This window comes from Shewanella sp. 10N.286.51.B7 (assembly GCF_002873615.1).
GTDB lineage: Bacteria > Pseudomonadota > Gammaproteobacteria > Enterobacterales > Shewanellaceae > Shewanella > Shewanella electrodiphila.
The window spans coordinates 69614-83043 of the sequence record NZ_MCUF01000012.1; the positions used below are offsets into that span (position 1 = coordinate 69614).

11 protein-coding genes are annotated in these 13430 nt (G+C 39.7%); 7 read left to right on the top strand and 4 right to left on the bottom strand.

All coding sequences use genetic code 11. The features are described 5' to 3' along the window. Positions 1 to 50: 50 nt before the first annotated feature. A complete protein-coding gene (hda, locus tag BCU84_RS00985) occupies positions 51 to 761 on the bottom strand; it encodes a DnaA inactivator Hda (RefSeq protein ID WP_102526232.1) in 711 nt (236 codons plus the stop codon). 143 nt (positions 762 to 904) lie between these two features. Continuing rightward, on the bottom strand, positions 905 to 1999 hold the full coding sequence (locus BCU84_RS00990) for a DUF2066 domain-containing protein (protein ID WP_102526233.1): 1095 nt from the start codon (positions 1997 to 1999) through the stop codon (positions 905 to 907). Positions 2000 to 2206: 207 nt separating this feature from the next. Here BCU84_RS00990 and BCU84_RS00995 point away from each other — a divergent pair, with 207 nt between their 5' ends. Continuing rightward, positions 2207 to 3442 (top strand): uracil-xanthine permease family protein, encoded by a 1236-nt coding sequence (locus tag BCU84_RS00995; protein WP_102526234.1) that lies wholly within the window; start codon positions 2207 to 2209, stop codon positions 3440 to 3442. Between the two features lie 127 nt (positions 3443 to 3569). Here BCU84_RS00995 and BCU84_RS01000 read toward each other — a convergent pair whose 3' ends face one another. Further along, positions 3570 to 3911 carry a Grx4 family monothiol glutaredoxin gene (locus BCU84_RS01000; RefSeq protein ID WP_102526235.1) on the bottom strand — a complete coding sequence of 114 codons (342 nt, stop codon included), beginning with the start codon at positions 3909 to 3911 and terminating at the stop codon, positions 3570 to 3572. A gap of 235 nt (positions 3912 to 4146) precedes the next feature. Between BCU84_RS01000 and sodB the strand changes: the two genes are divergently transcribed. From sodB to BCU84_RS01020, 4 genes are all read left to right on the top strand, one after another. Continuing rightward, positions 4147 to 4731: a superoxide dismutase [Fe] gene (gene sodB, locus BCU84_RS01005; RefSeq protein WP_102526236.1), complete on the top strand. Its 585-nt coding sequence runs from the start codon at positions 4147 to 4149 to the stop codon at positions 4729 to 4731. A gap of 332 nt (positions 4732 to 5063) precedes the next feature. Next, positions 5064 to 6998, top strand: coding sequence for a PrkA family serine protein kinase (locus BCU84_RS01010; protein WP_102526237.1), 1935 nt, complete (start codon positions 5064 to 5066; stop codon positions 6996 to 6998). Positions 6999 to 7063: 65 nt separating this feature from the next. After that, positions 7064 to 8335, top strand: coding sequence for a YeaH/YhbH family protein (locus tag BCU84_RS01015; RefSeq protein ID WP_102526238.1), 1272 nt, complete (start codon positions 7064 to 7066; stop codon positions 8333 to 8335). A 10-nt stretch (positions 8336 to 8345) separates the two neighbouring features. Further along, entirely contained in the window at positions 8346 to 9908 is a 1563-nt protein-coding gene (locus BCU84_RS01020; protein ID WP_102526239.1) for a SpoVR family protein, read from the top strand. A gap of 96 nt (positions 9909 to 10004) precedes the next feature. Here BCU84_RS01020 and fadR read toward each other — a convergent pair whose 3' ends face one another. Next, complete coding sequence (fadR, locus tag BCU84_RS01025) at positions 10005 to 10736, bottom strand: fatty acid metabolism transcriptional regulator FadR (RefSeq protein ID WP_102526276.1); 732 nt, start codon at positions 10734 to 10736, stop codon at positions 10005 to 10007. 446 nt (positions 10737 to 11182) lie between these two features. Here fadR and nhaB point away from each other — a divergent pair, with 446 nt between their 5' ends. Together nhaB and dsbB are read left to right on the top strand one after the other, a co-directional pair. After that, positions 11183 to 12769, top strand: a complete 1587-nt coding sequence (nhaB, locus tag BCU84_RS01030; protein ID WP_102526240.1) for a sodium/proton antiporter NhaB — start codon at positions 11183 to 11185, stop codon at positions 12767 to 12769. A gap of 83 nt (positions 12770 to 12852) precedes the next feature. Beyond that, complete coding sequence (gene dsbB, locus BCU84_RS01035; RefSeq protein ID WP_102526241.1) at positions 12853 to 13368, top strand: disulfide bond formation protein DsbB; 516 nt, start codon at positions 12853 to 12855, stop codon at positions 13366 to 13368. Positions 13369 to 13430 lie beyond the last annotated feature (62 nt).

Here is a 13430-nt window from a genome sequence, read left to right on the forward strand (position 1 = left end):
CACCGATAAGGTGGCTTTTTATTTAACTGACAAAATTCAAAAAGAACGATTTACAATCTCAACATCTCTTTAATAAAAGGAATCGTTAACTTTCTTTGGTGCACCATTGATGCTTTATCCAGTTTATCAAGCACATCAAACAATGTGCGTAAATCACGTGCCATTCGAGTTAATAAAAAGCGCCCTACTTCATCAGATAATTGTAAGCCACGCATTGCAGCTCTTCGCTGCAGAGCCACTAACTTTTCTTCATCCGCCATAGGTTGTAGCTGATAAATTAACCCCCACTGCATACGAGAGATTAAATCAGGTAAGGCAAAACCCGCTTCCGTTGGCGACGAACTACCACTGACAATAAGACGACAATCTTCTTGTTCAGTCACTCTGTTATATAGATGAAACAGTGCTTCTTCCCAAATAGGATGACCAGCAATAGCATCAATATCATCAATACAAATTAATTGTAGTGACTCAACACCTTCAAAAAGAGCAGGAGAAATGCTGGCATGGATCCCTAGGGGAATATATAAGGTACGACGATCGAGATCATTGGCATGAGCACAAGCAGCATGCATTAAATGCGTTCGGCCAGATTTTTCAGGGCCAAATAAGTATAAACTTGACGCTAAGCTACCTTCTGCAGCAGCTTGAAGCTTTTGAATCAACTCATCGTTACCCATGGCTGGGTAATAACTTTGAAAAGTCTCATCGTCAGGTAAGTATACGGGTAATGATAATTGTTTTGGTGAGTTTTGGGTCACTCAAAAATTCTCTAATAATGTAAACAAGCGACAGTTAGTATAACACAATCGTTTTAGTGTCTGCTGTTGTTTAACTAGCCTAACTCATTCAACTGTGATCAGTTAGATCGTGATCACGTATCTATTGGCTAGAAAACTAGCGACTAATTCCACTGGTAGTAGAGCGTGGTAACCTGTTCTGGTGAAACTTCCGTTGATTCTTGTTCAATAACTGGTTCGACAAAAGTATTTTCAGTTAAACTCTTGTTGATGTTCAAAAGTTTTTGTAAATCGTCAGCATCACCAAATAACTCAAGTTTATAGGTTACCGTATTAGCTTTAAACTGACTTAAACTGACTGTTTTAATCGCACTCAACTGATTTAAGTAAGCTTCAATTTCAACTAATTGAGCCATGCTCTGTACACCTGATAGAGACAGCAGGGTTTCTGCACTATTGCCGCTGTCCGCAAAAGCATATTGGCTCACAAAGTATTCAGCCAAGGTGCTTAAAATCTGATCGGTAGCTTGTTGGTAATCCAACACTTCAGCTTGTTGATGAATCAAAGGTTGCATTAATCCACCTTTATTACTTTTATCAAATAGTGACACTTGAAAACGTACAAAACCGCCCACTTTATCCATGTCAGCAACAGCAAAGTAATCGGCGCGGTAACGGGTAGATGCTTCAGCAACCACGTCAGTAAACATCCCTCGTACATCAGATACGCTTATTTTCATCACATCATCTAAATCCATTATTGGCAAAATAACAGGAATACCTTTGTTACTTGAATCTAAATGAATCTGTGAACGCGTATCGAGCTCTGAGGCATCAGATAAAATATTGCGCTCACCTTCATCTTCAATTGATAGCCACAATAAAGTTAGAGGACGTTGACGCCCCCAAACTGGGAGCTCAGCTTGACGTAGCGTAGAAATAATTCGTTTATGGTCGAAGTTCGCTTTCAATATCAGTTCATTATCAACTTCACTATAACCGTATTGAGTAAGCAGTACTTCAGGCTTATTGATTTGTGCTTTAACCAACGGGTGTTCTAATACAGATGGCAGACCCGAGTTTTTTACAAATACCGCAGACAAAGCAGTCTTCAACGCAGCTTGTCGCTCAGCTCGAGCTCGAGACGTGACAACAATATCAGCCTCATCTAAAAGGCCGATTTCTGCAGAAATCGCTTTAGGGCTATAAAAAGTGAATAGCGCACTCATAACAATGATTTGTAAAAATATTTTTAGCATAAGAAAATAAGCAGCAATAGATGAAAGTGATCGAAGTGTAGCATATTAATTTTGCTTCTAAAATTACATTGCCTAACCAATTTTCAAGCAAGATTTGCCACTAATAATGCTAAATCTAGACTTAAACTTGATTTACATTACAGACATTTAACGATTATTGGCCTATCTTACAGCTTAATTTATACCTGAATGGAAAATTATCTACACATGAAACGTTTATTCATCCCATTGCAAGGTGCGCAAATGTTATTTGTCGCATTTGGTGCATTAGTATTGATGCCTTTACTGAGTGGTTTAGATACCAGCGTGGCATTGTTTACCGCAGGTATTGGCACACTGTTATTTCAAGTTATCACTAAAAGACAAGTGCCCATTTTTTTGGCTTCATCCTTTGCTTTCATTGCCCCCATTATGTACGGGGTTCAAACTTGGGGAATACCCGCTACGATGGGCGGATTAATGGTCGCGGGCTTTGTTTATGTCATTTTGGGTGCGTTAGTTAAAATTAACGGCAGTGGTTTTATCCATAAATTACTGCCGCCAGTAGTCGTTGGCCCTGTCATCATCATTATTGGTCTAGGACTCGCTCCCATGGCAGTTAATATGGCACTGGGTAAAACCGGGGACGGCAGCGCCGTTTTAGTCGATCAAAATATCGCGCTCTTTATTGCACTTATGTCTTTATCGACCACTGTAGCAATTGCTGTTTTTGCAAAAGGTATTTTAAAAGTCATGCCGATTCTGGCTGGGATACTCGTTGGCTATGGCCTCAGTATGGCGTTCGGTATTGTTGATTTTACAGCAGTTAACCAAGCACCATGGTTAGCAGTGCCAAACTTTGTTGCACCTGAATTTCATTGGCAAGCCATACTATTTATGATCCCTGTCGCGATTGCGCCAGCAGTTGAGCACATCGGCGACCTTCTCGCCATTTCCAATGTTACCGGTAAAGATTATCTTAAAAAGCCAGGATTACACCGCACCTTAACAGGCGATGGTATAGCCACAATGGCCGCATCAGCTTTTGGCGGCCCACCTAATACGACATATTCTGAAGTTACTGGCGCTGTCACGCTTACTAAAAGCTTCGATCCTCGGATAATGACATGGACTGCAATAACAGCCATTACGCTAGCCTTCATTGGCAAGTTAGGCGCGTTAATGCAAACCATTCCCCTACCTGTAATGGGTGGAATTATGTGCTTACTGTTTGGCTCTATAGCAGCCGTAGGTCTTAATGCTCTTATCCGTAATCAAGTCGATTTAAATGAACCAAGAAATTTAAGTATTGTTGGGGTTACATTAGTCTTTGGTATTGGCGGGATGGCGTTCGGTATTGGTGAGTTTAGTTTAACTGGTATCAGTTTATGTGGTTTAGTGGCTATTTTAATGAATCTTATTCTGCCAAAGACAATTAAAGACACTGAGGAAAGTGCTCATTAATTATTTATCCAATTAAAAATATTCTACACAATAAAAAGCCCTAACGAATTGTTAGGGCTTTTTAATACGCTTTAATCGTATTAGCATCAGGCTCTGTTGCTAATCATCATTGGCGATAAAAAAGGGCTTATTCAGCGTCTTCTTCTGTACGAAACTTATCAGCAGTTTCTTTGATAATTGGTTGTAACTCACCTTTTTGGTACATTTCAGTGATGATGTCACAACCACCAATTAGCTCACCTTCAACCCACAATTGTGGGAAAGTTGGCCAATTAGCAAATTTTGGTAATTCAGCACGAATATCTGGATGCTGTAAAATATCAACAAATGCAAACTGCTCACCACAGTTAATCATGACTTGTGCAACTTGCGATGAAAAACCACAGCTTGGTAACTTTGGTGACCCTTTCATGTATACGATGATTGGGTTTTCACTGATTTGCTGTTTGATCTTGTCTACTGTTTCCATTGTAATTCCTAAGTGCAACTTAATAATCTACACCCATTGTACAAGAGCTAGGGCAATAACAAAATCCCACAGTTTGTAGGGTTATAATAAAAATAGCTTTTTTAGATTGCGTCTATCGACATTATTCATCAAACAATGATTCACATCACAAAAATTTTAAGTACAATGTCGGCAGAGCAATGATGCCTAAGTGGTACTCATAAAAACGATAACCTATGTCCATGGAGAGATAATAATGGCTTTCGAATTACCAGCATTACCATATGCTAAGAACGCACTAGCACCACACATTTCTGAAGAGACTATCGAATATCACTACGGTAAGCATCACAACACTTACGTTGTTAAGCTTAATGGTCTTGTTGAAGGTACTGAATTTGCGAACAAAACATTAGAAGAAGTTGTTAAAACATCAACTGGTGGCATGTTCAACAACGCAGCTCAAATCTGGAACCACACTTTTTACTGGAACTGCCTAGCACCAAACGCTGGCGGCGCGCCTACTGGTGCCATTGCTGATGCAATCAATGCAGCATTCGGCTCTTTTGAAGAATTCAAAGCTAAGTTCACTGATTCTGCAGTTAACAACTTTGGTAGCGCTTGGACTTGGTTAGTAAAAAATGCTGACGGTTCAGTTTCAATCGTGAACACAAGCAATGCAGCAACTCCTTTAACTGACGAATCAGTGACTTCATTGTTAACTGTTGATGTTTGGGAACACGCTTATTACATTGATTACCGTAACGTTCGTCCTAACTACATGGCAGCGTTCTGGGAATTAGTTAACTGGGATTTCGTTAACGCGAACTTCGCTGGTTAATCTACCTATTTAGGTACAAAAGAGATGAGACAAAAGGAGCCTTATGGCTCCTTTTTTATTACTCAAATTGGGATAGCTTCTAACTCTCAAAATTGTTCGCAATATCCGTTTATTTATAACTCCACTTTTGCAACAGTTGCAAATGCAACTGTTTATCTTTGTTTTTATTGAAGTTTTTATTTGTCTCACCTCGCAAATATCAAACCTCTGACCTAGACTTAACCTAGCAAATGGTTTTTACACACAAGAAATGATGGAAATTATTTTCAGTTTTAGTCATTAAAAATGCGCTATCAATCACTTTCTTTCAGCTAAGTTTCAAGGGGTTTCTTATGGGCATATTCGAACATTACCAACAACGTTATGAACAAAAGCTAGATGAAGAATATTCATTACAGCAATTTCTCGAAATCTGTAAAGAAGATAGAAGTGCATATGTGTCTGCAGCAGAAAGAATGCTACTGGCCATCGGTGAATCTGAAACCATCGACACTTCGAAAGATCCGGTGTTGAGTCGTATTTTCTCAAATCGTCTTATTACCCACTACCCTAGCTTTAAAGACTTTTACGGTATGGAAGAATCAATTGAGCAAATTGTGTCTTATCTCAAACATTCAGCACAAGGCTTAGAGGAATCGAAACAGATCTTGTATCTACTTGGGCCTGTAGGTGGTGGTAAGTCTTCGCTTGCTGAAAAACTCAAATCACTGATGCAAAAAGTACCGATCTTCATCTTAACTGCTAATGGCGTCCGTAGCCCTGTAAATGATAGTCCTCTGTGCCTATTCGATGCAGATGAAGACGGTGAGCTATTAACAAATGAATATAATATTCCAACTCGTTACATTAAAACTATCATGTCTCCATGGGCCGTGAAGCGTTTGCATGAATTTGGTGGTGATATAAGCAAATTCAAAGTGGTTAAAGTCTACCCCTCAATTTTAGATCAAACAGCTATTGCGAAAACTGAGCCTGGTGATGAAAATAACCAAGATATTTCTGCTTTAGTAGGTAAAGTCGATATACGACAACTTGAGCATTTTTCACAAGATGACGCAGATGCTTATGCATACTCTGGCGCGTTATGTCGTGCAAACCAGGGCGTGATGGAGTTTGTGGAAATGTTTAAAGCGCCGATTAAAGTGCTTCATCCACTATTAACTGCAACTCAAGAAGGTAACTACAACGGCACAGAAGGGTTATCTGCACTGCCTTACAATGGCATGATCCTCGCTCACTCGAATGAGTCTGAGTGGACGACCTTTAGAAATAATAAGAACAATGAAGCTTTCTTAGACCGAGTGTATATCGTCAAAGTGCCTTATTGTTTACGTGTATCAGAAGAAATTGAAATATATCAAAAGCTATTAAGTAATTCTGAACTGTCTTCGGCGCCTTGTGCACCAGGTACCCTTGAAACCCTTGCTCAGTTTAGTATCTTGTCACGTTTAAAAGCACCTGAAAATTCATCAATATATTCAAAAATGCGTGTTTATAACGGTGAAACACTGAAAGATACTGATCCCAAAGCTAAGTCATTCCAAGAGTACCGTGATTACGCTGGGGTAGATGAAGGCATGCAAGGGTTATCCACTCGTTTTGCATTTAAGATTTTATCGCGGGTATTTAATTTTGATGACACAGAGATTGCTGCTAACCCCGTCCATTTATTCTATGTCTTAGAAAAACAAATTGAACAAGAACAATTTCCAAGTGAAATGAGTGAACGCTATTTAGAATTCCTGAAAGGATACCTCATCCCTAAATATGTTGAATTTATCGGGAAAGAAATTCAAACAGCTTACTTAGAGTCCTACTCTGAATACGGACAAAATATCTTTGATAGATATGTCACCTACGCAGACTTCTGGATCCAAGATCAAGAATTCCGTGACCCTGAAACAGGACAATTATTTGATAGATCAGCACTTAATGCAGAACTTGAAAAAATTGAAAAACCTGCGGGGATCAGTAATCCCAAGGATTTCCGTAATGAAATCGTTAACTTCGTATTACGTGCTAGGGCCAATAATGAAGGTAACAACCCATTATGGACCAGTTACGAAAAACTACGCGTTGTGATCGAGAAGAAGATGTTCTCCAACACCGAAGACTTGCTACCCGTAATTTCATTTAACGCTAAAACATCTGCTGATGATCAGCGAAAACACGATGACTTTATCAATCGAATGATGGAAAAAGGCTATACCCAAAAGCAAGTTAGGTTACTGTCTGAATGGTACTTGAGAGTGCGTAAATCGTCATAAATCTTGCTCACTTTGACCTGTATTACGATAAATCGGTATAGGTCAAAGTCCATTAGGAGTTGTGTATGGCAAATTTTATAGATAGACGCCTCAATGCAAAGGGCAAAAGCACGGTTAACAGACAACGTTTTATTGAACGTTATAAAAAACAAATTAAAAAGTCAGTAAGCGACGCTGTTACCCGCCGAAGTGTTACTGACATCGACAAAGGCGAAAAAATTAGTATCCCCACTCGGGATATCAGCGAGCCTATTTTTCACCAAGGACAAGGTGGGATCCGTGAGCGTGTTCACCCTGGCAACGACCAATTTAATCAAGGCGATCAAATTGAACGTCCTAAAGGTGGCGGCGCTGGTGATGGCAGTGGTGAAGGTGAAGCTTCAAATTCTGGTGAAGGCAAAGATGAATTTCTATTTGAAATTTCAAATGATGAATACTTAGAATTATTATTTGAAGACTTAGCCCTACCAGATCTTCAGCAAACCAATGCGAAGCAAATGGTTGAATTTGAAACCTATCGTGCTGGTTTTACTAATGTCGGTGTGCCCGCCAATATTAATATTGTTCGTTCGCTTCGCTCGTCTCACGCCCGCCGTATCGCCATGACGGCTGGAAAAAAGAAGCAACTGAAAGCGCTTAAATCCACATTAAATGAGCTTGAAAATACCCCAGGTACGCAAGCTGAAATCATCATGGATTTGAAACAACAAATAGAAGATTTACAGAAAAAAATCGACAGTGTGCCTTTTATAGATAGCTTTGACTTACGTTTTAATAATTTTGCCAAACGTGAAAAGCCATCAAGCCAAGCCGTGATGTTTTGTTTAATGGATGTGTCAGGTTCGATGGATCAAGCCACTAAAGATATGGCAAAACGTTTCTACATTCTGTTGTATTTGTTTTTAACTCAAACCTATAAGAATTTAGAAGTGGTTTATATTCGTCATCATACTCAAGCTAAAGAAGTCGACGAACATGAATTTTTCTACTCCCAAGAAACAGGCGGTACCATTGTTTCAAGTGCACTAAATTTAATGCATGAAATTCAACAGGAACGCTACCCTGCCGAAGAGTGGAATATCTACGCTGCACAGGCATCTGATGGCGATAATTGGGCTGATGACTCCCCAGCGTGTAGACAGTTATTAGCGGATAAAATCTTACCAGTATCGCGTTATTTCAGTTATATCGAAATCACCCGACGCGCGCATCAAACGCTTTGGCGAGAATACGAAGCCTTACAAGAGCAGTTTGGCAATATCGCTGTACAACATATTAAAGAGGTTAATGATATCTACCCCGTGTTCCGTGAATTATTCAAAAAGCAGCCAAGCTAAGGAGAACACAATGACAGCAGAAAATATTGATTCAACCGAAGCTGACGATAATAAAAAAATGCCACTAGATGACGGTCCTGATTGGGGTTTTCCATTACTTGAAACCTACATGGAAGAAATTGAAAAAGTCGCAGCTTTTTATAAGCTAGACAGTTACCCCAATCAAATCGAAGTGATTACAGCTGAGCAGATGATGGATGCTTATGCGGGGATCGGAATGCCTATCGGCTATACACATTGGTCTTTTGGTAAACGTTTTATTGAAACCGAGCAAGGATATCGTCGCGGTCAAATGGGTTTAGCCTATGAAATCGTAATTAACTCCGATCCATGTATCGCCTATTTAATGGAAGAAAACACCATCACGATGCAAGCGTTAGTGATGGCCCACGCAAGTTTTGGGCATAATAGCTTCTTTAAAAATAATTACCTCTTTAAAACTTGGACTGACGCCAGTTCAATCATCGACTATTTAGTTTTCGCCAAGAATTATATTCATGAATGTGAGTTAAGGTTTGGTGTTGAGCAAGTTGAACTAACACTCGATTCTTGTCATGCATTAATGAACTACGGCGTTGATAGATACAAGCGCCCTGCTGAAGTGTCATTTAAAGAAGAAAAGATGCGCCAAAAAGATCGTGAAAGTTACTTACAAAGCCAAGTGAATGATTTATGGCGTACGATTCCTAAGAATCCTGATGAACACAAGCAAGACGAAGGCATTAATTTCCCCGATGAGCCACAAGAAAATATTTTATATTTCATCGAAAAAAACGCGCCATTATTAGAGCCATGGCAGCGAGAAATCGTCCGCATAGTGAGAAAAATGGCGCAATATTTTTACCCTCAGAAACAAACCCAAGTGATGAATGAGGGGTGGGCCACATTCTGGCATTACACCATACTCAATCATATGTTCGATGAAGGAACGGTGACAGATAGGTTTATGTTAGAGTTTTTACAAAGCCACACCGGCGTTGTCGCGCAGCCTGCCTATAACAGTCCCTATTACAGTGGCATTAATCCCTATGCATTAGGTTTTAATATGTTTATCGATATTAGACGCATTTGTGAAAACCCAACTGATGAGGATAAAAAGTGGTTTCCTGATATTGCAGGCAGTGATTGGCTTACCACGGTGACCTTTGCCATGGAAAACTTTAAAGACGAAAGTTTCATTAGCCAATACCTGTCACCAAAAGTTATTCGGGACTTTAAATTATTCAGTATTCTCGATGACGACAGCTGTAACAGATTGTCGGTATCTGCTATTCATGACGACCGCGGTTATCATTTGATCCGTGAGAAACTATCACAACAGTATAATCTCTCTAATCTTGAGCCCAACATCCAAGTTCAACGGGTAGATATTAATGGTGACCGTTCATTAACATTACGCTATGTGCCTAATAAACGGATCCCTTTAGGGGAAAGTAATGAGCAAGTTTTGAAGCATCTACATCGTCTTTGGGGATTTGATGTTAGCCTTGAGCAGCTTGATGCGAATGGAAAAATCGTAAAACTAGCCCAATGCCCTGCTCCTAACGAAGAAGGAAAAATGACCACTCTGTAGTTGTTTTACTTACGTAAGTTTGTAGCATAAAAAAACCAACCGTTAGGTTGGTTTTTTGTATCAATATCAAAGATGAAACGGCTATATTAATCGCATTTATTTATCATTTTGTGCGATTTCAGCAGGCATATCATCACGCAGTTTTTGCCACATAATACCGCTATTAATACCATTCGTCTTCATTAACGCAGGAACATCAGTGTACTTACCATCAATCGCCAATTTCTCTAATGCTTTATAAAAATCTAATGCGATAGAACGGGCTTCTTGACTCGAGAAGTAATAACGTCCTACTCGGCTGTATAAACCTTTAAATCCATTAAGAATTAAGACGTACAGTGGATTTCCCGACGAAAATGCCAAAGCATGATGCAGCTCATAATCATATTCAGCATAAGCTTCAGCACTGTCTTCTAGTTGGTGTATTTTTGCTAATACTTCTTGTGCTTTTTCAGGGTTATTGCGCACCGCACCGCGAAAATATATCGCGCTAACATTGGCTCTTGCTGATAATAGCTGATCAACAAGTAACGGAAATCCATCTGGATTTAAATCCGCTATTGTCTCAAGAATATTAAGTCCTGAGGTTTCCCAAAAGTTATTTACTTGAGTTGGTTTACCATGTTGTATTTTCAACCAACCGTCACGAGCTAAACGCTGTAGTACTTCGCGTAACGTGGTTCTTGTTACACCAATTAATTCTGAAAGTTCGCGTTCTGCAGGCAAAATTGAACCTGGTGGAAACTTATTTTCCCATATCGAACGAACGATATACTTCTCTGCAAAACTTGCAGGACCTTTTGCATTGATAATTGTCAACTTGAACATCCCGTGGTTACCCAATGAACTGATCATACCAGAGGTCATGTCATTTCACACCATTGTGAGTCGTTAAACAATCGATTTAGATGCGCCAACGGCGATTAATTATACAAGTCGCAAAAACTTTGTGAGCCAATAGTTATATTGGTTACCTTTTTGTCGAAGGATAAGTTTTATCGCATTACAATATAAAAAATTTGCGCTAAACTACGCGCCAAACAAAATGGATGTAAGTTAGTGGCACAACTAACGAATTTTGAAAATACAAATAATAAGCGCTAAGAAATAATTGTATCAACTTGATTAAACTGATGATAAGTAGCTAATAAACAACATAGTTTAAGCACTATCGAACCGGTTTTATCTTACAAACTCTCATTTCGGCTACGATTTGTTTGTCAGATTCCTTCCTCAAAAGTTCACTTATCAAATTCACAACTGGAGAGGCTATTATGCCGTCAACCCCTGGTGCTGCATTATTTAGTAACTTCTTGGGCAATTCCCCAAGATGGTACAAATATGCAATATTATCGTTTCTTGTAATCAATCCACTTTTATTTTTCTTTGTCAGTCCATTCATCGCAGGATGGGTACTTGTCATTGAATTTATTTTTACGCTCGCAATGGCGTTAAAGTGCTACCCACTTCAACCTGGTGGCCTGTTAGCGATACAAGCTGTCATTATCGGCATGACTTCGCCAGCACAAGTCTTACATGAAATTGAAGCAAACCTAGAAGTATTACTACTACTGATCTTTATGGTCGCCGGTATTTACTTCATGAAGCAATTGCTCCTGTTTGTGTTCACTAAAATGATCACAAAGGTGCGCTCTAAAATTGTTGTTTCGTTGATGTTTTGTATCTCGTCTGCATTTTTATCCGCTTTCTTAGATGCACTAACGGTTATTGCAGTTATTATCGCTGTCGCTATTGGCTTTTACTCGATATACCACAAAGTCGCTTCAGGTAAAGACTTTAGCAGCGATCATGACCATACCTCTGAAACTCGCGAACAATTGAATGACGAAGAGCTAGAAGCTTTTCGTGGTTTCTTACGTAACCTATTAATGCATGCCGGTGTTGGTACTGCATTAGGCGGTGTGTGTACGATGGTCGGTGAGCCACAAAACTTGATCATTGCAGCGCAAGCGCACTGGCAGTTTAGTGAATTCTTTATTCGTATGTCGCCTGTGACAATCCCTGTGCTTTTTGCCGGTATCACCACATGTTTTATCGTCGAAAAGTTTAAATGGTTCAGTTACGGTGCCCAGCTACCTGATGCCGTGCATAAAATTTTAAGCGATTACTCCGATTACGAAGATAAAAACCGTACCAAAGCAGACAAGATGAAACTGCTGGTTCAAGCACTTGTCGGCGTTTGGTTAGTTATCGGTCTTGCATTCCATTTAGCATCAGTTGGTTTAATTGGTTTATCTGTCATCATTCTAACCACTGCTTTTAATGGGGTTACTGATGAACATCAGCTAGGTAAAGCCTTCGAAGAAGCTCTACCGTTTACCGCCTTACTAGCTGTATTCTTTGCTGTTGTCGGCGTCATTATTGACCAACATTTGTTTGCGCCTGTGATTCAGTGGGCACTGAGCTTTGAAGGTAATGCACAGTTAGTGATCTTCTATATCGCAAACGGCTTACTGTCTATGGTGAGTGATAACGTATTCGTTGGCACGGTCTATATTAACGAAGTAAAAGCTGCGCTGATTAATGGCCAAATTACTCGTGATCAGTTTGATTTACTTGCGGTTGCCATTAACACAGGTACTAACCTACCATCTGTTGCAACGCCAAACGGCCAGGCTGCATTCTTGTTCTTATTAACATCTGCTCTAGCACCGTTAGTGAGACTGTCATACGGTCGTATGGTATGGATGGCGTTACCATACACAATCGTATTGTCTATCGTTGGTATTGTTATGATTGAATCTGGGTTCTTAACGGAATCAACCCAGTACTTCTACGATAATCAAATTATTATCCATCACTCTGCAAAAGAAGTTCTTGGCAGCTCTGTTGGACATTAATACTGATATGATTTAACGTTGCTTTAGAAAACACCCTCATTCGAGGGTGTTTTTTTATCGTCATAAATCGACAGGAGATTGATTTGACTGGTTTACAACATTTTACGCGTTCGCGCGCTGCATGGATTATTTTATTGCTTTCAGCCATTGGGCTTGAAGCTGCTGCCCTATTCTTTCAATACATCATGGAACTCGATCCTTGTGTGATGTGTATTTATGTTCGAGTCGCTGTACTTGGGTTAATTATTGCTGGCGTGTTTGGCGCATTAGCACCTAAGTTATGGTTAACGCGTTTTATAGGATTAATTGGCTGGGGCGTAAGCGCTGCATGGGGACTTAAGTTATCCCTTGAATTAAATGAGTTACAAGTTGATCCTTCGCCTTTTTCTACCTGCTCATTCTTTCCTGAATTTCCAGCTTGGATGCCTCTTGATGAATGGCTTCCTTCGGTTTTCTCACCTACGGGGATGTGTAGTGATGATCCGTGGACATTTTTGTCAGTCAGTATGGCGCAGTGGATGGTGGTGACGTTTGTTATTTATCTCATTGTACTAGCAGTGATGCTTATCCCTGCAATCAAACCGCTTAAGACTAAATAGTGAATAGTATTTGTTAATGTACTTACTGAGCTCGCACACTATATACCCAACAAAAAAGCACT

Excerpts from the sequence above, each read along its gene's own strand:
- BCU84_RS00990 (WP_102526233.1), bottom strand. The coding sequence starts at position 1,999 with ATGCTAAAAATATTTTTACAAATCATTGTTATGAGTGCGCTATTCACT.
- BCU84_RS01020 (WP_102526239.1), top strand. The coding sequence starts at position 8,346 with ATGACAGCAGAAAATATTGATTCAACCGAAGCTGACGATAATAAAAAA.
- BCU84_RS01010 (WP_102526237.1), top strand. The coding sequence starts at position 5,064 with ATGGGCATATTCGAACATTACCAACAACGTTATGAACAAAAGCTAGAT.
- sodB (WP_102526236.1), top strand. The coding sequence starts at position 4,147 with ATGGCTTTCGAATTACCAGCATTACCATATGCTAAGAACGCACTAGCA.
- nhaB (WP_102526240.1), top strand. The coding sequence starts at position 11,183 with ATGCCGTCAACCCCTGGTGCTGCATTATTTAGTAACTTCTTGGGCAAT.
- fadR (WP_102526276.1), bottom strand. The coding sequence starts at position 10,736 with ATGTTCAAGTTGACAATTATCAATGCAAAAGGTCCTGCAAGTTTTGCA.
- BCU84_RS00995 (WP_102526234.1), top strand. The coding sequence starts at position 2,207 with ATGAAACGTTTATTCATCCCATTGCAAGGTGCGCAAATGTTATTTGTC.
- BCU84_RS01000 (WP_102526235.1), bottom strand. The coding sequence starts at position 3,911 with ATGGAAACAGTAGACAAGATCAAACAGCAAATCAGTGAAAACCCAATC.
- BCU84_RS01015 (WP_102526238.1), top strand. The coding sequence starts at position 7,064 with ATGGCAAATTTTATAGATAGACGCCTCAATGCAAAGGGCAAAAGCACG.